We start from the raw sequence: 23,211 nt of genomic DNA, 5'->3' as shown, positions 1-23,211 counted from the left end.
TACTCTTAGGTGCTTTTTCCTCTCTCTTCTTCCACTCCCTCTCCACTTGCTTTTGTAATGGGAATAGCATAGCATACTTATATGTATTACAAAATTGAATGTTTGTCATGGGATACATAACAAAATAGCATGCAAGGGAGATAGCGTTATGAATATCCAAAAATATATGGCCTTTGTCAAAGCAGTAGAATATGGGAGCTTTACAAGAGCTGCTGATGCATTAAACTATACACAGTCCGGCATCAGCCGTATGATTAACGATTTAGAATTAGAATGGGGAATTTCCCTTTTTGAACGAGGTCGTGCCGGAATCAGTTTAACATCTGATGGCTTAAAGTTACTGCCCCAATTACAGCGTATATGTAATGAGCATGAAATGTTAATGATGCAGATCGAAGACTTACATGATATCCAATCAGGAATCATCCGAATTGGTACATTTTCTAGTGTAGCAACACATTGGCTACCATATATGATCAAATTCTTTAAGCAGGATTATCCAGGGATTGATTTCGAGTTACTATTAGGAGATTACACCGAAATCGAAAGCTGGATTATCCAAGGTAGGGTCGACTTTGGATTTTTACGACTGCCAACAAAAGCGGAAATGGAAACAATCTTTGTGGAGCAAGACCGTTTGTTGGTAGTCATTCCTGAAGATCATCCTCTCGCTGATTGCGATAAATTTCCTATAAGTGAACTATTGAACAGTCCATTCATGCTTTTAGAAAAAGGCGCAAAAGCGGAAATCTCCGAAATTTTCGACAGGCACAGTATCTCGCCGCAAATTTCTTTTACAACATGGGACGACTACGCCATTATGTCCATGGTGGAAAATGGATTAGGAATCAGTATATTACCTGAACTGATTTTAGAACGCATTCCCTACCAAATTATCGCGAAAGAGCTTGAGATCCCTGCTTTTCGAACTATTGGAATTGCGATGAGAGAGCAAAAATCGCTTTCACTTGCAGCAAAGAGATTTATAGAATATTTATCCTATCGAAAGAGAAAATAAGAAGTTTAGCTATTATTTTGCACTACGAAAAAAGCGTATTCGAAAAAATCTCGAATACGCTGCATTAATCCTCCACCGCTTCTAAATAGCCTTGCTGTAAACATGTATCCGTCATAAACTGCTTTATCCCTGCATCAAATGACAATTTGATCGTGCTACTTGTGATGGCCAAAATTTCGCCTTCTCCAAACATCACATGCTTTACCTTGGAGCCGACGATTAGCGCTGACTCCGTTGTAATTGTCCGATCATTACGGTATTGCTTCGGTGCTTTCCTTGGACTTTTCGACGCTTTCTTTGGCAACTCCTGAGGTGAGACGATTTGTTTTAACGCGTTCATAAACATCGATGGCACCACACTTGCTTTAAAGCGCTTGTTGTACGAAATTAATTCCAAATGGCGAATTGCACGTGTGATACCGACATAAAAGAGCCTTGTTTCTTCCTCTATCGCTTCTTCCGTCTCACTAGGTAAAATCCCATCAATTAAGTCAATCAAATACACACGGTCAAATTCCAAGCCCTTTGAACTGTGTAAGGTTGTTAGTGTAATGGCATTCTTTTCATTTTTCAGATGAGATGTACGTGCTAAATTTTCAAGGTACTTCAAACGACCCGCAAATTCAGTCATCGTCGACGTATGGCGAGCAATTAGCCCAAGTACATCCACAATATCTAGTAAATTTTCATAATTAAAACCGAGGTCCTCGCTCATTTTCTTTAAGGCACGCTCATAACCAAAGTCATAACGGATATGCTCTAGCATGGCTGTTGGTGTTGTTTGATCAAATTGAATGCTATCATACGTTTTGCGAATTCGCTTAATATATTCTGGCTGATATTCCTTTAATTCCACATGCTCTAACAATCGTGTGAATACACAGCCATCCTCCTGCACTTTCTGCAGTGCCTTTAATTGCGTTGGTGTAAGATAAGCATTCATTTTTCTGTAAACTTTTTCAAATATTGAGATATTTTTTGTATTGTACGCTAGACGCATGAAGTTCATAATATCCTCCACAACCCAATGCGTAAAAAAGCGAATGGTCGAATCTTTCATATAGAAAGGCAAGCCCGCTCTGTCTAACGCGTCCATAAGTGGAATGGCTGACGTATTATTTCGATATAAAACAGCCGTTGAGCCAGGCTTAGACAAGCTTTTTAACTGGTTCACTACATATTTCGCCTGTAAGCTATAATTCTCAAGGATTTTAAATGAGATTGGCTCTGCTGCAGGATTTTGCGTAAACATTTGTTTGTTATATCGTTTTTTATTGCGCTGAATGAATAGATTGGCTGGCTCTACAATCGAGGCAGATGAACGATAGTTTTGTGTCATTAGTAAAACATGTGCCTCTGGATAAATCTTTTGGAAATTCAACAAATAATCTGGCTCTGCACCTCGCCAGCTATAAATAGCCTGATCCTCATCGGCAACAACGCATAAATTTTGATGGACTGCGACGAGCTTCTCGATGATCGCGTGTTGAACTGGCGATGTATCCTGACTTTCATCTGTTAAATAAAAATCGTATCGACGTTGATATTGCGCCAATACCTCTCGATTTTTCGTAAAAATATCATTCGCCATTAACAGCATATCATCAAAATCAATGAGCAAACGGTCACTAGCTGTGCGCTTATATTCCTCATATCGATGTAAAATCTCGACTTTTTTTGGCACCTTTACTTCTGCAATTGCCCATTCCTGTTCTGGCAGCATTTTATTTTTGATGAACGTTATGTACGTCAGTAGCTCGTCTAACTGATCTTCCGTAATTTTCGAGCCATTTAATTGTTCAAAAATCTCACGAAGCACTCGTTTTTTTGACATAACACCAGGCTGATCCGCTTCTTCCATAATCCCATAAGAAATGCCCTGACGTTCAAGTGTCTCCCGCACAACTTGAAATGCTAAACTATGAATCGTCGAAAATTCACCTGGTGGCAAATGCGGAAAAAACTTTGCAAAACGTGCCTTCATATCATTTGCTGATGCCTTACTAAATGTGACAGCCTTGATGCGAGCAGGTTTGACACCAAGCGCCTCGATCATATAGCCAATACGCATAATAATCGTCGTCGTTTTTCCTGAACCAGGAGATGCCAGTAGTAGCAGCGGTCCATTCGTCTGCAACACCGCCTGCTTCTGCACATCATTTAGATAAACGCCAAGTGACCGCTCCTTTTCCTCAAAAAATGCTTTTTGCGCTGCATTCATATCAATTACTCCGTTCTAAAAAAATCTATTTTCTATTATACCAGATGATATGGATTAACTTCCTAAGATCATTAAAAGCAACTAAATGCAGCTTGACGACTACTCATTCGAGTGATGATAGCAGTTAAGGGGATTATTTGCCTCTTCATCATTTTTAGATCATATCAAAAAAAAAGCGTATATACGCTTTTTAGTAGCTCGTTAGTGAAATCTTTTATTTGGCTATCCATTCATATTGAATATCAGCTAAATTTTCTTCATTTTCATGTCCTCTCCCTATGATTTTAAATCCATGTTTTTCATAAAATCGTTGGGCATTTTCATTAACCTCAAATGTATATAAAGTTAATCGCCCATTTGATTGTGCTTTTACTTTATCTAGTAATGTATGACCTATGCCCATCCCTTGATAGTCGACATGAATATATAGTTGGCTTATTTCGCCTTCGTTATAGGCTATCATTCCAACCACTTTTTCATCCATTAACGCTAAATCGATGTGAAACTGTTCAGCTAATAGATGATTTAAGAAATATACATGACTTTCAAAGGTGTGAATTTCTTTCTGACCAATCGCCTGTTCCTTACTATCTCGCCACATAGCAACTGTTTGTTCAGCATATTGGGGGTTATATTGCGTAATAATTATGTTGTGTTGGTTCACTACTGTACCTCCTTAAGTGCTATCTGTTGTTGGTGCATTACCATTCTTCACAATTACTTCGGATACCTGGTTATTAAAACATATAGCCTGTTTACTTTCATCTTATATTATTTTGATGGTCTAAGAAATAAATTAGGTAAATTTTCAGTCATACTGTACTCCTTAATAAAGTAAAGCACATTACTTGAAGAATTAATTGTAAGTTCTACGGATAAAAAAACATCTTCCACTCACACTAATGGTGTTGGAGGTGAGATGAAAATGGGAAATAATAAACATAAAAATAATAAAACGCAAGACAACAAAAAACAGCAGAATCAAAATCAAAATGCTAACAATGAACGTAAAAACAGAGAAGAGTTTGCTGAAGAAGTAGATTTCAGTCAAATTCAAAATGAAAACAAACGTTAATCATACGATCATGTGAAAAAACCCTAATACCCACTTCAGTAAAGATGGGTATTGGGGCTATTTTTATAATCCATCTATTACAGCATTTTACGGCTCAAACCCAGCCTGACTTATATAAATATGATTTTCTGGAAAGATTTCAATAAATCGGTTGTATACTTTTTTTAATACATCTGGTCCATACCATTCTTCTAAACCAAGTTGGTCGTATTTTTTCTCAATCTCAAGTTTTCTTGTGCGTTTTCCACCACTGCCATCTCCCATGAAGTAGTCATCTATACATATCCGATCGACGAGTTGCTTCAATTTCAAAGGAAAATATTCTCCACTTGGTAAAATGGGAGCGATAGCAACTTGGGTCGGAATGTCCGCAGCTGCTAATTTTTCCAATGTCTTAAAACGCGCTTGGATTGGAGGTGCCATTGGCGTAAAATGTTTACGTATCGTTTCCGAATCTGTTTCAATTGTCAAACTTACTCGTACTTTATCTTTAAATTGTCGCAGCAAATCAATATCTCGACTGACAAGTGGACTTCTCGTTTGTACAAATAAGAAGTCAGGGGGATCCTCTAGCATCACTTCGAGTAAAGATCGCGTCACTTTTTCCTTATGCTCTATTGGCTGATACGGGTCTGTACTTGAGGACATAAAAATGGTTACAGGCCCTTTGGCTTTAGCACGATGAAGCTCCTTTTTTAACACATGCGCCGCACCGTTTTTAACATCGACCCAACTTCCCCATTCCCCTTCTCGAAAAAGAGATACAGGCATTTGACGTACATAGCAATAGGAACATCCAAAGGAACAGCCTGTATAAGGGTTGAGTGAATGCGTATAGCCAGAAAGAAAGCCAGTCCCTTTATTCAAAATGGTTTTTGGATGCTTATAGAATAATTCGCTTTTCATACGGACCCTCCATTCCAGGTGTAGCAAGTATTACGCATTGCTAGACGAACCTCGCTCTTCAAGGGCCAATAGCAATTTCTTCATTTCTAATCCGCCCCGATAGCCAGTTAAAGAGCCATTCTTTCCTGTTACACGATGGCACGGTACAGTAAGCAACACTGGATTAGCACCCATAGCCGCTCCAACAGCACGAACAGCTGCTGGTTTATTGATAGCATGGGCAATGTCTGAATAGGATTTGGTCTGCCCATACGGAATTTCACAAAGTGCTTGCCAGACTGCTAGCTGAAATGGCGTACCTTCGTACTCAAATGGGATAGAGAAGGTTTGCCTCTTTCCTGCTAGATACTGAATGATTTCATGGACATAGGGTGCAAGCTTTTCCTCATCTCCAATAAGAGGACTTCCTGGAAAGCGTTTATTCGCCCATTCAAACATTTCCTCGAATGGTTTGTTCTGTGAACCTACAAACACAAGGCCCTTGGAGGTAGCAGCAATATAAAAATGCCAATCCTCAAACTTGAGTAAAGACCAAAAAAGGGTTGGTTTATTTTTTATTTCCATCATTTATTTCCTCCATTTTTCTCATTTGACGAAATTGCGCTGGGGTCTGACCAGTTTTCTTTTTAAATAAAGTAATAAAATAGGGCGCATTCGCCATACCCACACATAGGGCAATATCGCCTATTGCTTTATTCGTCTGAATTAAATACTTTTTAACCGCGTGTACGCGAACTTGTTGTATATACTCAACGGGCGTCATGCCTTTAATCTTTTTAAATGTTCGATGCATATGATAGGGACTCCCATGACAAATCATTGCTAAAGATTCTAGTGTTAATTTTTCAGCGAAATTTTGATCAATGTATGCTGTGATAATATCAACCCACTCGCTATCAGGCAAATTTTCATTAGTTGGCTTGCAACGTTTACAAGGGCGAAAATTTGCGCGGAGTGCTTGTTCTGCAGTTGCAAAAATACATACATTCTCTTTTTTTGGAACGCGAGACTTGCAGGATGGTTTACAAAATATCCCTGTTGACTTGACAGCATAAAAAAATTGATTGTTGTACGCTGTATCATTCGTGATAATGGCTTGCCACTTTTCATCTGTCATCATTTCTACATTATTCAAAGTTTTATTTTCATCATTCATAGGATCCAGCATTTATCTCACCTCTCCTTACAATATACTCCCTAAAAATTCACAATGTACAATTCTGGCTATGGAATAGCAAGATATTGAAGTTTTTTTATTTAGAATCGTGAAAAATGATGCCAAGACCGTATCGATCTCCAGCAGTAATCGTACTTACTCCATGACGAACCGTATGTTTATAATATCCTCTTTTACCTAGAACAGGTCTATGGTTAGTAGGAAAGATGAGCGCACTACCTTGATCTAACGTAATAACATGTCCCCTACTCTGAGCACGTGGAATTTGTTCCACTAGGATTGATTCTCCACCAGAAAAGTCTTGTTCGCGTTGATTTAATACAAATACTACCTGAAACGGGAAGAAGACATCGCCATATAAATCTTGATGCAAACAATTAAAGCCACCTGTTTCATACTTTAAGAGTAACGGTGTCGGTCTAGTTTGTTCAAATTCTTCACAAGTGTTCAAAAAATCTTGAAGCTGAGCAGGAAACTGCGCTGTTTTCTTTAAATAACCTAACCATCGATTAGCTGTTTTGGCCAATTCTTGATAAAAGGACTCTCTTAAACTTTGGATAATTTCAGGCAATGGATAGGAAAAATATTTGTATTCCCCCTCCCCAAAGCGATACCTCGTCATATTAATGGTCGTTCTATATGGCTCTTCCGTACTATACAACCCTATTAAGAATTCACATTCCTCTTTTGTTAAAATTACTGGAAGCTTTGCAAATCCTTGTTTATCTAGTTCATGTTGAATGGCATCCCACTCTAAGCTGCCAACACGTGTTTGAATATCTTGGACTATTTTTATTCCCTCCTTGGCCTTCTTAATAACTAACACTATAACCCCATCAATAGAAAAAAATAAGGCGTTTAGAATGGAATAGCAAGATAACAAAATGAGTAAAGCTACTTTTATGATAAAGTAAACTAGCAAACTGTGTATGTTGAAAAGGAGAATGAAAAAGTGATATGGCATGACGTTGACGATGTGATAATCATTACCTTACCAGCAAATTTTGATATGAATGCGAATCTAGGCTATTTAACAAGAGAAAAAAATGAATGCATGTATGAAATAGAGAACGATATCATCACAAAAGTGATAGCCATTGGAGAAATGCAATCTTTAGTAAAGATAAGCGTAATCGATAATCAACAAATGGTTGTTCAATTCCTAAATGGTTCTAGGCCTATTGAAAAGAGGGCGCGGGAAAAAATTGCAACATATATACTTGAATGGTTTGATCTTGATAACGATTTAACGCCATTTTATGAAATGGCAAATGCAGATCCATTACTTCAAATACCTGCCCAAAAATTCTATGGATTACGAGTTATCGGCATTCCCGATTTATTTGAAGCGTTATGCTGGGGCGTTTTAGGGCAACAAATCAACCTTGCCTTTGCTTACTCTTTAAAGAGACAATTTGTAGAAAGCTTTGGCGATTCTATCGAATGGAAGGGTAAAAAGTATTGGGTATTCCCTCCGTACGAACGAATTGCACAGTTAACACCTACTGACCTAGCAGCTATTAAAATGACAGTTAAAAAAAGTGAATATATTATTGGCATTGCAAGACTAATGGCAAACGGAGATTTATCGAAGGACCAATTAATGAACATGAATTTTAAAAAGGCAGAAAGAAGCTTAATCAAAATACGAGGAATCGGACCTTGGACAGCCAATTACGTGCTAATGCGTTGCCTGAGGTTTCAGACAGCTTTTCCAATCGATGATGTGGGTCTGATTAATTCAATAAAAACATTACGGAATATGAACCGAAAGCCTACGAAAGAGGAAATCTTAGCGCTCTCGATACCATGGAAAAACTGGGAATCCTACGCTACCTTCTATTTATGGCGTGTTCTTTACTAAATATCATCACCTTGATTTGAGCATGTCTTGAAAAAATGAATCAAAACATGCTCTTATGTAGCTACGTTTTATTCAATGGATACAGAATGCTTATTAGAGCTGTAATTCTTTGATACAATCAATGGTTGTTTTTATAAACTCTTTGACAGCGGGAAGGGATTGCTTCTTTGAGCGAGTAATCATGCTTATTTCTCGGAAAGGTTCGGGTAAGAGAGGTTTTACAATGGTCCCTTCTAAATTATAGGGTAAAGCTAGTTCTGGTATGATTGTAATGCCTAATCCTTCACGTACCATTGCAATGATTGTTTGATTTTCCTCCACATTAAACTGTATGTTTGGGGAAACTTCTTGTTCCTGTAAAAACTTCTTAACACTCACTTCACATCCTAGCTGAGGCATAATAAAAGCCTCCCCTTGAAGTTCTTCCGCCTTTACTTGTTCATTGATTGCAAGATGATGATGAAACGGTACGATTGCTACTAATCGATCTCTTACTATGGTAATAGCCTCCAAATGGTCCATAGAGTTACTTAAAGATGTAAACCCTATATCCACTTTCCCCTCTTCTACCCAACGTGTAATTTGGTCATAGCTCCCCTCATAAAAATTTATTTCAATTCCCTTAAACTCTCCTTTAAACCGTGATATGATCGTTGGCAACACTTTTGAAGCGAAACTTGAAAAGCTGCCAATATTTATTTTTCCGTTTTGTATTCTTAAAATAGAAGCGGCTTCTTGTTTTATGCTTTCTGCTTCGGATAAGATATTTCTCATATTGTTGATGATACGTTCTCCACTATCTGTTAACGAGATGCCATTTCTTCCTCTATTCAAAAGTTTAATACCGAGTTCTGACTCTAATGAAGCGATATTATGGCTTATGCCCGATTGTGTCATCGCCAATATTTCACCTGCTTTTGTGAAATTTCCAATATCGACTACTTTGACGAATATTTCTATTTGCAAAAGGTTCACAAGCTAACCTCCGTATAAGATTTAACTTTCCATTCGACTTCCTCATGTTTAAGATTAAAAACATGAATTTTACTTATCAATTCTATCATACTACAATAATCTTAGAATGAAGGAGGAGATAGCAATGAAAAAAGTGGTAGAGTTTTTTTATGTTGATGCATTCACCACAGAAACGTTTGGAGGAAATCCAGCTGGCGTTATACCTCATGCAGAAAATTTAACAGATGAGGAAATGCTAAACATAGCCAATGAATTAAACCTTTCGGAAACGGCCTTTCTTTTACCATCAACAAATGTAAATGCAGATTATCAAATAAAATATTTTACTCCTACAAAAGAAGTTGACTTTTGCGGTCACGCTACGTTAGGTACAGCATGGTTAATGGCTAATAAGTACAATTGGATTGATAAGGACGAGAAAATAATCTTTGAATCAAACATTGGACTAATTCCTGTAAAATGGATTACGGAAAACAATCACTTAAAGAGCGTGTCCATGACTCAAGTACGTCCCCATATAAAAAGTATAGACATTAGCCCTGAAGTCGTTGCGGACCTTGTGGGTTTAGAGGAAACGGACATTGATGATCGATACCCGATAAAAATAGCGAACACAGGGGTCCCACATCTTATGGTTCCCGTTAAAACACGTCAAGCAATTGATCAAGCAGAACCTAAATTAAATGAGCTTAAAAAGATGAACAATCATTTTAACATATCAACCACTCACCTCTTTACCTTTGACACAAATGGGGAATTTGATATTTATACAAGAGATTTTTGCCCAAATATAGGGATCGATGAAGATCCAGTTACAGGGGCAGCAAACGGTGCATTAGGTGGTTATTTATATCTAGAAAATATACTAGCTCCACAAGAAAAACATCAATTAGTAATTGGGCAAGGACATACGATTAATAGACCTGGGACTCTTTATGTCACGATCACACCTGATGAGGAGAATGCTGTTATTGAAGTAGCAGGAGCAGCAGTTGTTTCAATAGAAGGAAAAATACTTTTATAATACTATTTTTCTGAATTTTCTGTGTTAATTATCATCATAAAATAAACTTCTCTAAATTATTCACTTAAATTTAGAGAAGTCTTATTTATGCCAAATAAAGTGGTTAGTTCAATGCATTTAAATGCGTTTTTAAGTATTGCAAAAATGGTTGCTCCATGAGATCGGTTTTTCGAGAGCAAATAAATAAACTTTGCTGAATAGCTGCCTGCTCAACATACACTTGAGCAAGTTTCCCGTTTGCTATACTTTCATCTACACTATAGGACGGAGCTAAAGTCATGCCGTACCCCGCTTCCACTACTTTTATGGATTCGTGTAAGCCCTGCATTTGAAGCCCTAATTTAGGTAATGGCGCATTAAATGTGTAAAAAATGGACTCCAATAAATCGAGTGTCGAGCTACCACGTTCCCGATAAATAAAGTCCTCGTTCGATAATTCATAGATGGAGACCGTTTGATTTGCTAGAGGATGTGAGGGATGGACTATAAACCAAAACGGGATATCTAATACCTTTTCAAATTGTAAATCTTCATGGCCAATTTTGCTTTGAACGACAAAACCAAAATCTACTTCATAATTCAGAACTTGCTCCTCCACAGATTGAACATTACCTAACGATACAAAAAATTCAATTTGAGGATGAGCAAGCTTGTATTTAGCGATGATAGGCGGAAGTATATAATTAATAGGGATATAAGAGGACGCTATATGTATTTTGTCTTCCTTTGCTAAAAACTTCCCAAGCTTCTCATCGATTTGTGCTTCTAAGTAAAATAAACGCATGCCCTGCTCGTATAAAAACTTCCCCCTCTGGCGTTAATTGAATTCCACGCCCTTTACCTTCAATCAATTTTGCCCCTATTTCATTCTCTAATTTTCGAATTTGTATGGTAACAGCAGGTTGACTTAGTAGCATACTATTCGCTGCTGCAGTAATTCCGCCAAGCTTGGCTACATTCGTAAAGATCCTCAATGCATGTAAATTCATTCCATTCCACCCTTTCTATCCATAAATAATATTTATGAATAAGCAATAATTATATATTTGTTTTATGTATAGTTTACCAGTAATTTAAGTATTGAGGTGATTGAATGGAAATTTTACTACAGGAATGGTTAACAGTAAAAGGAGTTATTTTATTTACAATTGGTTTACTCGCAGCCATAATAGGCGTGCTTTTTGGGGCAGCAGGCTTTATTTTGATGCCTTCATTGTTACTCGTCGGCATTCCGATACATACAACCGTTGCCGTTAATAAATTTGCGACAGGCTTATCAGCCCTATCAAATGTTGTTTCATTTGTCATAAAAGGACAATTATCTATAAAAAAATATTTTTCTTTCATGATTGTTGCTAGTATAGGAGGAGTATTTGGGGCATTATTCGCAATCCTTTTATCGGAACAAATTATGAATGTGGTCGCTTGTATAAGCTTAATATTTGCATTTCTAATTGTCCTTTGCAGTAATAAGTGGATTGTCAAAGATGTAAAAGAAACAGAGGAACAACCCTTGAGCAAGCTCATTCCATTTGCAATCTCCATATATGACGGTGGTTTTGGACCAGGTTCAGCTCTTATGAATATAACCTATTTCCTGAAAAAACAATACCATTATTTAAAAGCAGTCGAGTTAACAAGAATGCTCTCGTTATCAAGCTGTACAGGTGCTTTTCTCTTTTATTACTTTACTGGCATTGTTGATTGGGGAATTGCTATCCCTGTTTCACTTGGCTCTATTGCTGGCTCTTTCTTAGGTTTAAGGATCATTCCGTATATCCAAACAAAATGGATTCAAATTATTTTACCGATCATTTTTTTGTTCTTAATTGTTCAAGTTGTGTCGGATTTAATAAAATAAGCGAAACAAGTCCTACCTTTTTTGCCCCAAAATTTAAGGATATCTAAGGTAGAGCTTGTTTAGAATGCGCAATTTACGTGAGAAATAGCTACTGTTAGTAGAATAGACGAACAATTTTAGCAATAATAATTTGCATAGGTTTTATTTATCTACCGCCACTCACATGTATAATTTCTCCAAGGATGTAATTTGAGGCATCAGAAGAAAGGAAGGCAATTACTTCTGCTATCTCTTTAGGCGCTGCAGCTCGTTTAATTGGTACAGCGGAAGCCATCCGTTCTAGCCGATTGTCGCCAGGAGCAAATTTATCGTGAAAGGGTGTCTCTACCATTCCAGGCGCTACCCCGTTCACGATAATTCCATATTCAATTAATTCTCTGGACATACCAATCGTCATTGTATTGATAGCTCCCTTAGCAGATGCATAATGAATACTTTCCCCTGCCCCACCAATACGTGCAGCTGCAGAAGAGACATTAATAATTTTTCCGCATTTCTTCGGAATCATATGTCTTAATACAGCTTGAGAGCATAAGAGCACACTATTGACATTTAGCTTGAATGTTTCTTCCCATAGCTCTTCACTCATCTCCATAAAAGTACTTTGACGGATGCCGCCTCCAGCGTTATTCACTAAAACATCAATCGTGCCGAATGTAGAAATAGCCTGCTCAATCATTGCGTTCACTTCTTCTTTATTCACAATATTAGCTTGAATAGCAAAGGCGTCTCCACCTTGTTCTTGAATTCGTTGGACAGCTTCGTTGGCACCTTCCACATTTGTATGATAATTGATAATTACTTTAGCCCCGTGTTTTGCCACTAGCTCAGCCGTGGCAAATCCAATCCCAGAGCTTGCACCTGTGATAAGAATAACCTTTCCTGACAAGTTATGCATAGCGTCCCCCCTAACGTTTTTAATAGTAATTCGTTCATAAACAACTAATGCTCACGCACCACGATAGTTAATTATATGGTTCTACTACTAGTATATTTTTTAATGATCGTAACTAAAATCGCCAGAATAAATACAATCAAACTATTAATGAGTAAATAATAGGCAATGTTCAATCCATAGAATAATGCAAAGGGATCACGAATAATAATTAGTGCTAATACACTTCCTAGTCCACCAAATACACCTGCCAGTAGTAAAATGATAAAAGCAGCATTATATAGATTTTTCTTTTTTTTGTAGAATACAAACCCAATCACATTTGCAACAACAATTAAAAAGCCTATCAGTATGAAGAAAAAACCTTCCATTCAACTCCCTCTTTTCAAAACGATTTTGTCATGGGATAACTATTTCTTCCCCCTTGAATTAAAGTGGTCCACCCTCAAAACCAATAGGCCAACCATTTTCTTTAAATTTCACTTTATACTGAAACTCAAAGTGACCCTCATAAATAAAATCTAAACTAAAGCCTGAAAAGATATAACTATCAAAGTTAGCCATATTTCCAAAGCTTATTGTGGATAAATAATAACTGTTTATTTCTTGATTAGGAAAAAACTTATGTAAATACGCCAATGCGCAGCTTATATGTAAATGGAGTTCATCGAAAATTCTTTCCGCTAATTCGATGATCCCCACCTCAGGATTTTCATTATTTCCTTGGATAATTATCTCCACATCTTCCCATTCCCCGATATTCATACTGTATAACCACTGTTCCTGAATAAGATACTTCACTTTATCGTATACAGGGGGATTGACTAGGTTTATTTTATTGATGTCATCTTTAGTCAACGGTTTTGCAAGAATAAGCTTATTATGCAAAATGTCTTTGATATTAGAGACCATATATTTTGATTTGTTTAATTCTAAAGAGTCCATTTTCCACCTCCGTTTAAAGTAATTATACCATCATCGCTCTACAACCATTGTAAGTTCAAAAAGAAAAAAGAGCTAGCTATGTAACTAATTCTAGAAAAGATAACCGCTTCGAATCTAAACATATCGTTACCCCTGTTATAACTAAATCAAGTGCCTCTTTAATCTATCATCTATCAAGTTGTTCAAAAAAGAAGCCCCCAACCCTTGCAGTCAAAATAGCAAAACAGCTATTCAAAAAGGTACGTCTTTTTGAACAGCTGCTGCATTTTATTGCAATGGAATGTTTACTTCAATATTTTCCCCAATTGGATTAGGGTAATAGTTTAAATATAGCTTAGCTTTTCCATTATATTCTTCAAATTGTGATGTCTCCACTACATACTGCTCGTCTCGTGAAATGGTCAAACTTTTGAATTCTAATGGCGTGCCATCTTCTTTTATGGCGTCAGAGAGCATTAATAATTTGCCTTCATTATTTTTTTTCATCTTAACTGCTACACTTTGTTGCACTATTGAAATGTCCCCCTTAAAATATGTAGGCTTCGTGAGTATCTCTTTTGTGCCAAAATCCACTTCGATAAAATCCTCACCCTTTGGCACAGCTTGAACGGCGCCAATCATAACCGTCAATGACGCTGGATCATCGAAATAATTACTTTGCAAATAGAGCGTAAATTTGCCATTGCGAATATTCCCGTCTGTTGAAATGTCATTTCTAATACTTTCTCTACGTTCACCGCTTTCTGTCATGATGGCAACATCATCTAGCGCTAATAGTTGCATTGTATTATCTTTGGCTACCTCAATATCGAGTGCCACTTTTAATGGCGAACGACGAATTTGTGTAATCGTAAATTTCTGCCCATTGACATCGATCGTACGATTTGCAGTAAAAATTTTCTCCTTTGCGATCTCGTTTTTCAGTGAAAACGGTAAAGATATTACAATGTTACCTTTCTCTTCATCCTGAAAGTGAAAGACTGCTTTAAAATCCTTGGAAGTATAGGCGATAGGCTTTAAAAAACTATATTTCACAGATGAAGAGATGTATGTTTGATTGCTTGCATTTCTAGTAAACGTACAGCCGCATTCAATCTCCTCATCTCCTTGAAATAATTGAACTTCTTCTAAGTTTAATTTTGAAATATCAAATGAGGCATCAGCGTCATAGAACAGTACAAATCCCGAATTATCGGCAATCACGCCCTGCAATGTAAGGGCTAGACCTTTTCTAGATTGCGTCACATTGATTTCTTCATAGTATTCATGGTCTACAATATCTTTTATTCCTTTATCTATTGCAATCGCTGTTACAATTGCTTGAAAGCCGGGTATTTTGGCAACTTGGCTAGCAATCGTTGGCGAGACGCGAATTGAAAAGAGAAGGCTTAGGCAAAGCATGGAGATGCATGCAACCGAAACAATGCGCTTCTTTCTTCTTTTTTCTCGTTGAACCTTTCGAAACATGTCCATGCGAACTTGTTGCAGTTTCTCCTTTGGAACGTCAATTAATGGTTTACTCATAGCCAGTCCTCCTTCTCTCTAGCAAAGCTTCTAAGCTTCTTTAAAATGTGATGAAGCTTCGATTTCACAGTACCCTCAGGAATTTGATTGAGCTCAGCAATTTCTTTATTTTTTAGTTGCTGGAAATATTTCATATAGACAATTTGCTGCTCTGACAAAGATAAATGTTCCAATAATCTCTCCATATCTGAGTAGATGACCCATTCAGATAAGTGGTGTTCCTCAATCTGAACAGTCGGCGGACGTTTTCGTAAATGGTCTTTACAGCAATTGATTAAGACGCGCACAAGCCATGTTCTGGCATATTCGTGCTGTTGAACGGTATGCATTTTTTTGAGTGCCTTGTAAACAAGCTCCTGCATCACGTCCATAGCATCTTGCTCATTTTTCATATATGTAAAGGCCATGCGATATAAAATATCCTCATCCATTTCAATCAGTGAAAGTATCGCTTCTTGATCTCCACGTATAGCACGCTGCTCTAATTCAAATTTCATCCTTTTTCGCCTCCTTCTCTCATTAGACTCAACATTGTTGCATTTCGTTCAAAATTTTTGAAACTTTTCAGGGAACTGTCATTCATCTCCCCATTAATAATAAGAAGCGATTGCTCTAATTGAACAATCGCCTCTTCCCCTTACCTGTATGTATTGGTAAAAATTAAACACCATAATGAATCATCCATTTATCTTGTGTTATTGCATCAGCTATTTTTTTGATTAATTCTTCAAGTTCTGCAGATTGGTACTCGACATTGGCTTCACTCACCATATTTAAAAATTGTTTATGCGAGCTTGGTGGTATCAAGGTTATCCCCCAATAGGCGAGACTTTTAAATGGCCTATTTGTGTTGTGTGCAAAAGTTTCGAGGTGATGTATTTTTTTGCCGAAATCTTTAGAAAGCAGTTCATCAAAGAGGTCACCATCTACACCGATGCAATTGTATTTTTCAGGTTCATAAGCAGCATATTCCTTGTCTTTTTCTATACAAGCAATGATTCCAAACTCATGAATGTATGGCATAGTATCGCAACCCCCAATTCCCTTATTGCCCAGCTAATGATTACGTTTCTTGCAAGAGAATCTTTGCAAGACGAAAAATGCCTTCCTCAATGGCTTGCTCATCAATTTTAGCAAAGCCTAGTACCCATCCTTTTCGAGTATTTTCTAAGCAATACTTGCTCAGTGGATAAACACGTATCCCATTTTCGAGTGCGAGGTTCGTCATTGCTTCTTCATCAAACGATTCTTCCGCCTCAAGAAGCATATGCAAACCCGTTTCAATGCCACTTAGTTTGAAACGTTCGGCTAGTCCTGTCGCCATGATTGCCTTTGTCATCGCTTCATGTCTACGTCGATAGACATTTCTGGCTCTCCTCATATGACGCATAAAATGACCGTGCTCAATAAAATGAGCAAGCGTTAATTGCTCCATAATGGGAAGATGCCGATAGGTTAATTGTTGTACTTGCGCAAGCTGGCGAATGGCATCTTTTGGGCCGATAACAGCCGATATTCGTATGCCAGGAGCAACCATTTTAGAAAAACTCATCATATATAATGTGTTGTGAGGTTGTTGGCTAAACAAGGTAGGAAGCGGGCCACCTCGATACCTGAACTCACCATCATAATCATCTTCTACAATCCAGAATTGATTTTTCGCGGATTTTTGCAGTAATTGTTGTTTGCGTGGCTCAGACATTATGACACCAACCGCACATTGGTGAGAAGGTGTAACAAAAATAAGCTTGGTTTGTGGATCAATCTGCTCTACTTGTACGCCATACTCATCCACGGGTACAGCAACAACATTCATACGCCGATATTTCATGGTCATCCAGGCTGCAGGAAAGCCTGGATCTTCAACCGAAACCGTTTCTCCTTCCTTAAGAAGGGCTTGGGCAATTAGATCGATGCTATGCTGTGCGCCAGAGGTTAAGATGATTTGGTCAATCTCTACATGTACACCTCTTTCAAATGTCAGGTAACGTTGAATCTGTTCACGCAGCGGTGTAAAACCGTAGGCATCGCCATAGCCCCAATTGGTCAGATCTGTTTCTGCTGAGGCCTGTAAAAACGATTGGCGCCAAATTTTTCGGAAATGCTCGTCTAAATACGGCTCATGGGGACAAAAATCAATTGCTACGTTTCCATTTTCTTTGCCTCTAAACCAACTGTTTAATTCATCAACTGCCACGTTTAATAAAGGTAATGTTGGCGTAGATGGTCCTTGAGGAATCACCTCTTCTGCCAAGTTGGTTTTAAACCCCCATTCACTTACTCTTGTTCCTCCTCGCCAATTTGTCACAGTATACCCTCGACTAAATAATTCCTCATAAACAATTTGTATGGTTGAGCGTGAAACACCTACTAATAAGGCGAGTTCTCGGGATGGAGGAAGTAACTCCCCTGGTGGCCATTTGCCTGTTGTAATATGATGAATAGCTTGGTCAAGTAACTGTTGCCATATAGGATTTTTATCGTCTCGGTTAACTTGTAACATTCAATTCACTTCCAGTTAGAATAGAGATTGTTAAAATATGCGAAAATTAATAGTTTTGTACAGTCAATAAGTATTATACTATCAAATCGATCATTTTATAGATATAGGATGTTTGTAGTCCACTTTCCATCATCTAATTACATGATAACATCCTTTTAAAGGCTACATCCGCAGCATGAATCGTTCTATCAATATCATGTATGGAATGAGCAGTCGAGATAAATATGCTTTCATATTGAGAAGGAGGTAGAAGTATACCCTGTTTAAGCATTTCTTTATAAAAACGGCGAAACATCTCAGCATCTATTTTTTGAGCATCATCAAAATTTTGTAAGGGATGATCGATGAATGCGTAGCCAATCATTGTCCCAGCTTTCGTTGTTTTAAGTGGAATATGATTGTTATGAGCTACTTTTGATAAGCCTTGAATAAGCCGCTCTGCTAACGCTTCGATATACGTATAACTGTTATGATTTAATTTATTGATTGTGGTATACCCTGCTACCATAGCGATTGGATTACCCGATAAGGTTCCAGCCTGATAAATACTACCTTCAGGTGCAATGTGATTCATGATTTCTTTTCTTCCACCATATGCTCCAACAGGCATCCCCCCACCAATGATCTTGCCTAAACATGTTAAGTCTGGTTTTATGTCATAAAGCCCTTGAGCAGAGTGGTAATCTATACGAAAACCAGTCATGACCTCATCAAGTATAAATAGTCCACCATATTTTGTAGTGAAAGAACGTATTGCTTGAAGAAATTCAGGGTTAGCTGGTATTCCCGCCATATTGCCTGCAAACGGTTCTACGATGACTGCTGCAATTTGTGGGCCATATTTATCAAATATCTTTTTCAGGACTTCAATATTATTATAAGGAATGGAGATTGTATGCTTAGTGATCTCTAAAGGTACACCCAGACTATCAGGAAGGCTGAAGGTAGCAATTCCTGAGCCTGCCTTTACTAATAGATGATCACTGTGTCCATGATAGTTTCCATCAAATTTCACAATCATGTCTTTGCCAGTAAAGCCTCTAGCTAGTCTAATGGCGCTCATTGTCGCTTCTGTACCCGAATTAACCATTCGAATCTTCTCTATGGAAGGTATGCGAGTAGCTATTAATGTTGCTAGCTTATTTTCTTGTAAAGTTGGCAATCCAAAACTTGTCCCCCTCTTGATGGCTTCAAGAAGTGCATCTGAAACTTCCTTATCTGCATGTCCATGAATTAATGGTCCCCAAGATAGAACATAATCTATATAGCGATTGCCATCAATATCATATATGTTTGAGCCTTTCCCGTGACTCATAAACATTGGCTCCATTCCAACTGATTGAAATGCTCTCACTGGGCTATTTACCCCACCAGGCATAAGTTTTTTTGCTATTTCGAAGGCTTCTATTGATTTTGTCGTATCGATGTTAAAAACCACCTTTCGTAGTGATATTATCTTTGTCTGATTTGTTGTCCCTCATTTATACTTTGCTGTTTTCTGAGCAATGGAACATTCATTAATAAATGTGCGCCCAAACCAGCTACAAGCCCCCAAAATGCCCCGCCAACTCCAAGTAAAGTAACATTTGCGGCTGTTGCCAAAAAAGTAATGAGTGCTGTTTCGCGTCCAACAGGATTTGTTAAAGCATTGGCAAGGCTACTACCAATTGTGCCTAGCAACGCTAATCCCGCTAATGTTGCAATGAACGTAGCTGGGAGAATTAAAAACAATGCAGCCAATGTTACCCCAAAAATTCCGACAATTATATAAAAAATGCCACAAACAATACCTGCAATATAACGTTTTCTTGAATCCTCATGAGCGTCCTTGCCCGTACAGATGGCTGCTGTAATTGCTGCTATGTTAAAAGCATGCGATCCAAAGGGTGCTGTCAGGAGTGATCCCAATCCTGTTACAATCAAAATCGGATTGGCACTCGTTTTAAATCCATCATTTCGCAACACTAACATGCCTGGCATGTACTGTCCTGTTAAGGTAATAATAAAAAGCGGCAAAGCGACACCCAATAATGCATGTAGAGAAAACGTTGGCGCAACAAATACAGGAGACGCGAAGGCTAACTCGATATGGCTGAAATCTACCTGCCCCATACTTATTAAATAAATCAAGCCAATGACTAGAATACCGACAATTGCATAGCGAGATGTAAACCTTCTTAGTACGATATACGTAGTAAACAGGACGATGACAAGTAAAGGTTCCACTTTCGCACCACCAAAGGCTGAAATACCAAATTGTAATAAAATACCTGCCAGTAGACCTGAAGCAATACCTGGAGGAATAAGTTGGACAAAACGTTCGAACATGCCTGATAAACCTAACAAAACAAAGGCTATTGCAGAAATAATATAAGCTCCAATGGCTTCAGTATATGGGGTAACCGCTAAAGCCGAAACAAGAAACGCCACGCCTGGTGTTGACCAAGCTGTAATAATGGGTTCACGGTATCGGTAACTTAGCCATATACCCGTTACCCCCACACCAATGGAAATCGACCATATCCATGATGCAGTCATTTCTGGGCTTAGACCAGCAACCTTGGCAGCCTGAAACACCAAGATAAAAGTGCCCCCATAGTTAACTAAGACAGATATAAAAGCAGCGATGGTGGGCGACAGGAAATCACGCACATTCAGTGAAACGGATGTTGAGTTCATACACTTTCCTTCCTTTCAACAAATTATTTTAATCACTTCTTCATACTAGGAATTCAGCATGTATTCGCGTCCTTTAAGAACTGTTCCCTTCCTATATGGAATGTCGTTTTCCTATTGTCATTAGCCCTCTTTATGTAACGTGACCTTCCAGAAAAAATTTCAATTTGCTTGATTCCCAGTAACACTTTACTTGCCGCTATCTGATAAATGTCAATCGACCTGAACTAAACAGTACACTTTCCCTCCTTGCTAATAAATGAACGGTCTTAGCATAACGTAATACGGATTGATAAAAAACATCCAAAACTGCGAATTTGAGCAGTCCATAAAATTAGGTATAATAAAATAACCACTATCCCTATAGTGTAGTTTTATAAAAATGACTAATCGTTAAAAACAAACATTGATCATTCATATTAAGTTTGATAAAAATCCTGTGTTGAAATGCAGGATTTTTTTGTCAACAAACGGGCCATTTAATAGAATAAAATACAATAATTATTGGACGCGAAGATTGTGAAGATTACTTAAACTAATGGTGCAGGTTAGTTGAAGTACCATCTCCTTTTTATATTGGAACTTTCATCTAAATACAAACGTTAAACTTATAAATTCTCTACTGTTATTAATAGTTTTGTGAAATAGAAAGGGGACTTTTATGAAATCCAATCTTTTGGTGTGGGTATTTTTTCTTCCTTTATTCTTATTTTTCAGTTTAATGCTATATATTGAAGTTTCAATTTATTCAGCTTTGCCTCCAGAACTAGGTGGAAGGGGTTTTTGGATAGAATTTAAAAATGCTTGGTATCGTTCAATTTGGTTTTATGCAATAGTATTGTTATTTTCCTTCTTGCTTTATTTGAAGTTTTTACATAAAGGAAAATAAAGAATTAATAAACTTTTGCTGTTGAACTAACGGGATGCTTTAGTTTAGCAAGAATTATGCTTATAATCTTCCACAATCGGGCGCGATTCTGGAACAAGAATCAGCGCTTTTTTTAATTAAAGGGCCAGATTATTGATAAACCTTTTCAATAAAATTGGACATTATTGTTGAATTATTGAGTAAAAGATTTTGAAGCTTTTCACTTAAACTAACGGGGCAGTTTAGTTCAAGAATTGATAGACGAAAAGGGACTAAAATATGGTAATATTATTTACAAATAGTCTTTTTTACATAAGGGGGATTTTTTTGAAAAAATATCTAAAAATTGTTGTTGTTTTTATTCTAATAATTTCATGTCTAACCCTTACTTCTTGTACAAAAACAGAAAAAGAGCAAAAAATACTTGACAAAGAAATGGTGTTCTCATTTGAGCACCCTCAAACCAAACAAAAATACAAAATCATTTATGCCAATCAACTGTTTTATCCGTATATTGAAAAGGTCAAAGATAATCCGAATCTTTCAACCTCGGAAACCTTAGAACTGTATAATAATTAGATTATTCAACCCATATATCAAGATTGTTTTGAAAATGGAGAATACCTTCATATGGCAGAAAACCTTCTTAATACGATTCCTAATGGGTTAACAGAAATAGAAGTGGTAAGTGAAAAAATGGAGACTCGTAAAGCAGAAATCAATCAACTTATACAAGAATCCCTTTTGAAATCAGCTGACCTCCTACCCTCTCAAAGTGATGTAGCAGTTTGTGTATTCCCTTCCTCTACCAATAATAGGGGGGCATTCGCAGTAGGGGCGGGCAAAATTATTATCCCACTTAATCTAAATGGTTTGGGGGATGCTTTAAAGTCAATCGTTGCCCACGAATACCATCACAGTGTTTGGGCGGAAAAGCATGCCAATGGGGACAGGTTTTCTGTTTTGGATAATATGGTTTTTGAAGGAAAAGCGGTCATGTTTGAAAAATCTGTATATCCTGTCTACGACTATACTCCGATTTACTTGACTTACAACAAGGTTTTGTGGTCTAAAGTTAAACCTGATTTAAAAAATTATGACAGTAATCGTAGTTTAGAAATTTTAAATGGCGGAAAAGGGTTGCCGATATCTTACGGCTATAGTGAAGGCTACAAGATGGTTAAATCCTATCTTGACTTAAATCCTGATAAAACTCCAGAGGAATGGACTGCCTTAAGTGCAAAAGAAATTTTTGAAAAAGGAAACTATCTTGAAAACTATAAATAACAAATCTATGAATGAATTGACATATATTATAGGGGTAAATATATATTAAGAATTAGTTAAAAATAATTGAGTTGCGTATGCAGCTCTTTTTTTCTTATTGAACTAACCAGGTGCTTTAGTTCAAAAACGATCTTCAACAATCGGGCACTTTTCTGAAATTAGGAAAGCGTCTTTCTTCATGAAAAGGGCCAGATTGTTGAATAACAATTAGGTCACCAAAGGACGCTTTGGGAGCTTTTTTGTTAATGGTATAATATATTTAAAATTCCTTTATTAGGGTTGTTTGTGCGAGAACTATACTGTCAATAGATTGTCTTGGAGGAGAAGTGATTTTAAATGAATAGACGAAAATTGTATTGGGTATTACTTGTTCCTAGTGTTCTTATATATAT

25 protein-coding genes are annotated in these 23,211 nt (G+C 37.3%); 7 read left to right on the top strand and 18 right to left on the bottom strand.

The window, feature by feature from the left end; all coding sequences use genetic code 11:
* Positions 1-148 precede the first annotated feature (148 nt).
* Positions 149-1,018 (top strand): LysR family transcriptional regulator, encoded by an 870-nt coding sequence (locus V1L66_RS11370; RefSeq protein WP_016995447.1) that lies wholly within the window; start codon positions 149-151, stop codon positions 1,016-1,018.
* Between the two features lie 64 nt (positions 1,019-1,082).
* Here the strand turns inward: V1L66_RS11370 and V1L66_RS11365 are convergent, their stop codons facing one another.
* Together V1L66_RS11365 and V1L66_RS11360 are read right to left on the bottom strand one after the other, a co-directional pair.
* Positions 1,083-3,239 (bottom strand): ATP-dependent helicase, encoded by a 2,157-nt coding sequence (locus tag V1L66_RS11365; protein WP_333004361.1) that lies wholly within the window; start codon positions 3,237-3,239, stop codon positions 1,083-1,085.
* Between the two features lie 214 nt (positions 3,240-3,453).
* A complete protein-coding gene (locus V1L66_RS11360) occupies positions 3,454-3,903 on the bottom strand; it encodes a GNAT family N-acetyltransferase (RefSeq protein WP_333004359.1) in 450 nt (149 codons plus the stop codon).
* A 261-nt stretch (positions 3,904-4,164) separates the two neighbouring features.
* Between V1L66_RS11360 and V1L66_RS11355 the strand changes: the two genes are divergently transcribed.
* Positions 4,165-4,314, top strand: a complete 150-nt coding sequence (locus tag V1L66_RS11355; RefSeq protein ID WP_016992948.1) for a hypothetical protein — start codon at positions 4,165-4,167, stop codon at positions 4,312-4,314.
* Positions 4,315-4,401: 87 nt separating this feature from the next.
* Here V1L66_RS11355 and V1L66_RS11350 read toward each other — a convergent pair whose 3' ends face one another.
* The 4 genes from V1L66_RS11350 to V1L66_RS11335 form a co-directional block, all read right to left on the bottom strand.
* Positions 4,402-5,220, bottom strand: a complete 819-nt coding sequence (locus V1L66_RS11350) for a radical SAM protein (RefSeq protein WP_016992947.1) — start codon at positions 5,218-5,220, stop codon at positions 4,402-4,404.
* A gap of 30 nt (positions 5,221-5,250) precedes the next feature.
* Positions 5,251-5,784: a methylated-DNA--[protein]-cysteine S-methyltransferase gene (locus tag V1L66_RS11345; RefSeq protein WP_016992946.1), complete on the bottom strand. Its 534-nt coding sequence runs from the start codon at positions 5,782-5,784 to the stop codon at positions 5,251-5,253.
* Entirely contained in the window at positions 5,768-6,388 is a 621-nt protein-coding gene (locus V1L66_RS11340) for a bifunctional transcriptional activator/DNA repair enzyme AdaA (protein WP_016992945.1), read from the bottom strand. Before V1L66_RS11340 ends, V1L66_RS11345 begins: the two co-directional genes overlap by 17 nt.
* Positions 6,389-6,473: 85 nt before the next feature.
* Complete coding sequence (locus tag V1L66_RS11335) at positions 6,474-7,187, bottom strand: 2OG-Fe(II) oxygenase (protein ID WP_026023410.1); 714 nt, start codon at positions 7,185-7,187, stop codon at positions 6,474-6,476.
* Between the two features lie 162 nt (positions 7,188-7,349).
* Here V1L66_RS11335 and V1L66_RS11330 point away from each other — a divergent pair, with 162 nt between their 5' ends.
* The gene (locus V1L66_RS11330) at positions 7,350-8,261 is read left to right on the top strand and encodes a DNA-3-methyladenine glycosylase (protein ID WP_333004353.1); all 912 of its coding nucleotides are present in this window, start codon (positions 7,350-7,352) and stop codon (positions 8,259-8,261) included.
* Between the two features lie 93 nt (positions 8,262-8,354).
* Here V1L66_RS11330 and V1L66_RS11325 read toward each other — a convergent pair whose 3' ends face one another.
* Positions 8,355-9,236, bottom strand: a complete 882-nt coding sequence (locus tag V1L66_RS11325) for a LysR family transcriptional regulator (protein ID WP_016992943.1) — start codon at positions 9,234-9,236, stop codon at positions 8,355-8,357.
* Between the two features lie 124 nt (positions 9,237-9,360).
* On the opposite strand from V1L66_RS11325, the gene V1L66_RS11320 reads away from it, so the two are divergent.
* The gene (locus V1L66_RS11320) at positions 9,361-10,260 is read left to right on the top strand and encodes a PhzF family phenazine biosynthesis protein (RefSeq protein ID WP_016992942.1); all 900 of its coding nucleotides are present in this window, start codon (positions 9,361-9,363) and stop codon (positions 10,258-10,260) included.
* Between the two features lie 103 nt (positions 10,261-10,363).
* Here V1L66_RS11320 and V1L66_RS11315 read toward each other — a convergent pair whose 3' ends face one another.
* Complete coding sequence (locus V1L66_RS11315) at positions 10,364-11,044, bottom strand: LysR substrate-binding domain-containing protein (protein ID WP_238542806.1); 681 nt, start codon at positions 11,042-11,044, stop codon at positions 10,364-10,366.
* Positions 11,010-11,249 carry a LysR family transcriptional regulator gene (locus tag V1L66_RS11310; protein WP_238542805.1) on the bottom strand — a complete coding sequence of 80 codons (240 nt, stop codon included), beginning with the start codon at positions 11,247-11,249 and terminating at the stop codon, positions 11,010-11,012. The genes V1L66_RS11315 and V1L66_RS11310 overlap by 35 nt, the downstream gene beginning before the upstream one ends.
* 104 nt (positions 11,250-11,353) lie before the next feature.
* Between V1L66_RS11310 and V1L66_RS11305 the strand changes: the two genes are divergently transcribed.
* Positions 11,354-12,121 carry a sulfite exporter TauE/SafE family protein gene (locus V1L66_RS11305; protein WP_333004348.1) on the top strand — a complete coding sequence of 256 codons (768 nt, stop codon included), beginning with the start codon at positions 11,354-11,356 and terminating at the stop codon, positions 12,119-12,121.
* A gap of 145 nt (positions 12,122-12,266) precedes the next feature.
* Here V1L66_RS11305 and V1L66_RS11300 read toward each other — a convergent pair whose 3' ends face one another.
* From V1L66_RS11300 to V1L66_RS11260, 9 genes are all read right to left on the bottom strand, one after another.
* Positions 12,267-13,019: an SDR family NAD(P)-dependent oxidoreductase gene (locus V1L66_RS11300; RefSeq protein ID WP_016992941.1), complete on the bottom strand. Its 753-nt coding sequence runs from the start codon at positions 13,017-13,019 to the stop codon at positions 12,267-12,269.
* A 71-nt stretch (positions 13,020-13,090) separates the two neighbouring features.
* Entirely contained in the window at positions 13,091-13,387 is a 297-nt protein-coding gene (locus tag V1L66_RS11295) for a hypothetical protein (protein ID WP_048393027.1), read from the bottom strand.
* 58 nt (positions 13,388-13,445) lie between these two features.
* Positions 13,446-13,961, bottom strand: a complete 516-nt coding sequence (locus tag V1L66_RS11290; protein ID WP_333004344.1) for a hypothetical protein — start codon at positions 13,959-13,961, stop codon at positions 13,446-13,448.
* Positions 13,962-14,228: 267 nt separating this feature from the next.
* Entirely contained in the window at positions 14,229-15,485 is a 1,257-nt protein-coding gene (locus V1L66_RS11285) for a DUF4179 domain-containing protein (RefSeq protein ID WP_333004343.1), read from the bottom strand.
* Positions 15,482-15,982: a sigma-70 family RNA polymerase sigma factor gene (locus tag V1L66_RS11280; protein WP_016993456.1), complete on the bottom strand. Its 501-nt coding sequence runs from the start codon at positions 15,980-15,982 to the stop codon at positions 15,482-15,484. The genes V1L66_RS11285 and V1L66_RS11280 overlap by 4 nt, the downstream gene beginning before the upstream one ends.
* Before the next feature lie 163 nt (positions 15,983-16,145).
* Positions 16,146-16,508, bottom strand: coding sequence for a hypothetical protein (locus V1L66_RS11275; protein ID WP_016993457.1), 363 nt, complete (start codon positions 16,506-16,508; stop codon positions 16,146-16,148).
* A 40-nt stretch (positions 16,509-16,548) separates the two neighbouring features.
* Complete coding sequence (locus V1L66_RS11270) at positions 16,549-17,988, bottom strand: PLP-dependent aminotransferase family protein (protein ID WP_016993458.1); 1,440 nt, start codon at positions 17,986-17,988, stop codon at positions 16,549-16,551.
* 133 nt (positions 17,989-18,121) lie between these two features.
* Positions 18,122-19,414, bottom strand: a complete 1,293-nt coding sequence (gene hemL, locus V1L66_RS11265) for a glutamate-1-semialdehyde 2,1-aminomutase (RefSeq protein ID WP_333004390.1) — start codon at positions 19,412-19,414, stop codon at positions 18,122-18,124.
* Positions 19,415-19,440: 26 nt separating this feature from the next.
* On the bottom strand, positions 19,441-20,667 hold the full coding sequence (locus V1L66_RS11260; RefSeq protein WP_026023435.1) for a benzoate/H(+) symporter BenE family transporter: 1,227 nt from the start codon (positions 20,665-20,667) through the stop codon (positions 19,441-19,443).
* 1,192 nt (positions 20,668-21,859) lie between these two features.
* Here V1L66_RS11260 and V1L66_RS11255 point away from each other — a divergent pair.
* Positions 21,860-22,111 carry a hypothetical protein gene (locus V1L66_RS11255; RefSeq protein WP_333004340.1) on the top strand — a complete coding sequence of 84 codons (252 nt, stop codon included), beginning with the start codon at positions 21,860-21,862 and terminating at the stop codon, positions 22,109-22,111.
* A gap of 51 nt (positions 22,112-22,162) precedes the next feature.
* Positions 22,163-22,819: a DUF2268 domain-containing putative Zn-dependent protease gene (locus V1L66_RS11250; protein WP_333004339.1), complete on the top strand. Its 657-nt coding sequence runs from the start codon at positions 22,163-22,165 to the stop codon at positions 22,817-22,819.
* Positions 22,820-23,211 lie beyond the last annotated feature (392 nt).

The sequence above is a fragment of the Lysinibacillus sp. IITD104 genome (genome assembly GCF_036698265.2).
GTDB lineage: Bacteria > Bacillota > Bacilli > Bacillales_A > Planococcaceae > Lysinibacillus > Lysinibacillus boronitolerans.
This window is presented reverse-complemented; position numbering and strand designations above follow the sequence as displayed.

Bases quoted from the DNA above. Each gene is read 5' to 3' on its own strand.
- V1L66_RS11370 (WP_016995447.1), top strand. From the start codon at position 149: ATGAATATCCAAAAATATATGGCCTTTGTCAAAGCAGTAGAATATGGG.
- V1L66_RS11365 (WP_333004361.1), bottom strand. From the start codon at position 3,239: ATGAATGCAGCGCAAAAAGCATTTTTTGAGGAAAAGGAGCGGTCACTT.
- V1L66_RS11355 (WP_016992948.1), top strand. From the start codon at position 4,165: ATGGGAAATAATAAACATAAAAATAATAAAACGCAAGACAACAAAAAA.
- V1L66_RS11350 (WP_016992947.1), bottom strand. From the start codon at position 5,220: ATGAAAAGCGAATTATTCTATAAGCATCCAAAAACCATTTTGAATAAA.
- V1L66_RS11345 (WP_016992946.1), bottom strand. From the start codon at position 5,784: ATGGAAATAAAAAATAAACCAACCCTTTTTTGGTCTTTACTCAAGTTT.
- V1L66_RS11340 (WP_016992945.1), bottom strand. From the start codon at position 6,388: ATGCTGGATCCTATGAATGATGAAAATAAAACTTTGAATAATGTAGAA.
- V1L66_RS11320 (WP_016992942.1), top strand. From the start codon at position 9,361: ATGAAAAAAGTGGTAGAGTTTTTTTATGTTGATGCATTCACCACAGAA.
- V1L66_RS11315 (WP_238542806.1), bottom strand. From the start codon at position 11,044: ATGCGTTTATTTTACTTAGAAGCACAAATCGATGAGAAGCTTGGGAAG.
- V1L66_RS11310 (WP_238542805.1), bottom strand. From the start codon at position 11,249: ATGAATTTACATGCATTGAGGATCTTTACGAATGTAGCCAAGCTTGGC.
- V1L66_RS11305 (WP_333004348.1), top strand. From the start codon at position 11,354: ATGGAAATTTTACTACAGGAATGGTTAACAGTAAAAGGAGTTATTTTA.
- V1L66_RS11300 (WP_016992941.1), bottom strand. From the start codon at position 13,019: ATGCATAACTTGTCAGGAAAGGTTATTCTTATCACAGGTGCAAGCTCT.
- V1L66_RS11295 (WP_048393027.1), bottom strand. From the start codon at position 13,387: ATGGAAGGTTTTTTCTTCATACTGATAGGCTTTTTAATTGTTGTTGCA.
- V1L66_RS11290 (WP_333004344.1), bottom strand. From the start codon at position 13,961: ATGGACTCTTTAGAATTAAACAAATCAAAATATATGGTCTCTAATATC.
- V1L66_RS11285 (WP_333004343.1), bottom strand. From the start codon at position 15,485: ATGAGTAAACCATTAATTGACGTTCCAAAGGAGAAACTGCAACAAGTT.
- V1L66_RS11280 (WP_016993456.1), bottom strand. From the start codon at position 15,982: ATGAAATTTGAATTAGAGCAGCGTGCTATACGTGGAGATCAAGAAGCG.
- V1L66_RS11275 (WP_016993457.1), bottom strand. From the start codon at position 16,508: ATGCCATACATTCATGAGTTTGGAATCATTGCTTGTATAGAAAAAGAC.
- V1L66_RS11270 (WP_016993458.1), bottom strand. From the start codon at position 17,988: ATGTTACAAGTTAACCGAGACGATAAAAATCCTATATGGCAACAGTTA.
- V1L66_RS11260 (WP_026023435.1), bottom strand. From the start codon at position 20,667: ATGAACTCAACATCCGTTTCACTGAATGTGCGTGATTTCCTGTCGCCC.
- V1L66_RS11250 (WP_333004339.1), top strand. From the start codon at position 22,163: ATGGCAGAAAACCTTCTTAATACGATTCCTAATGGGTTAACAGAAATA.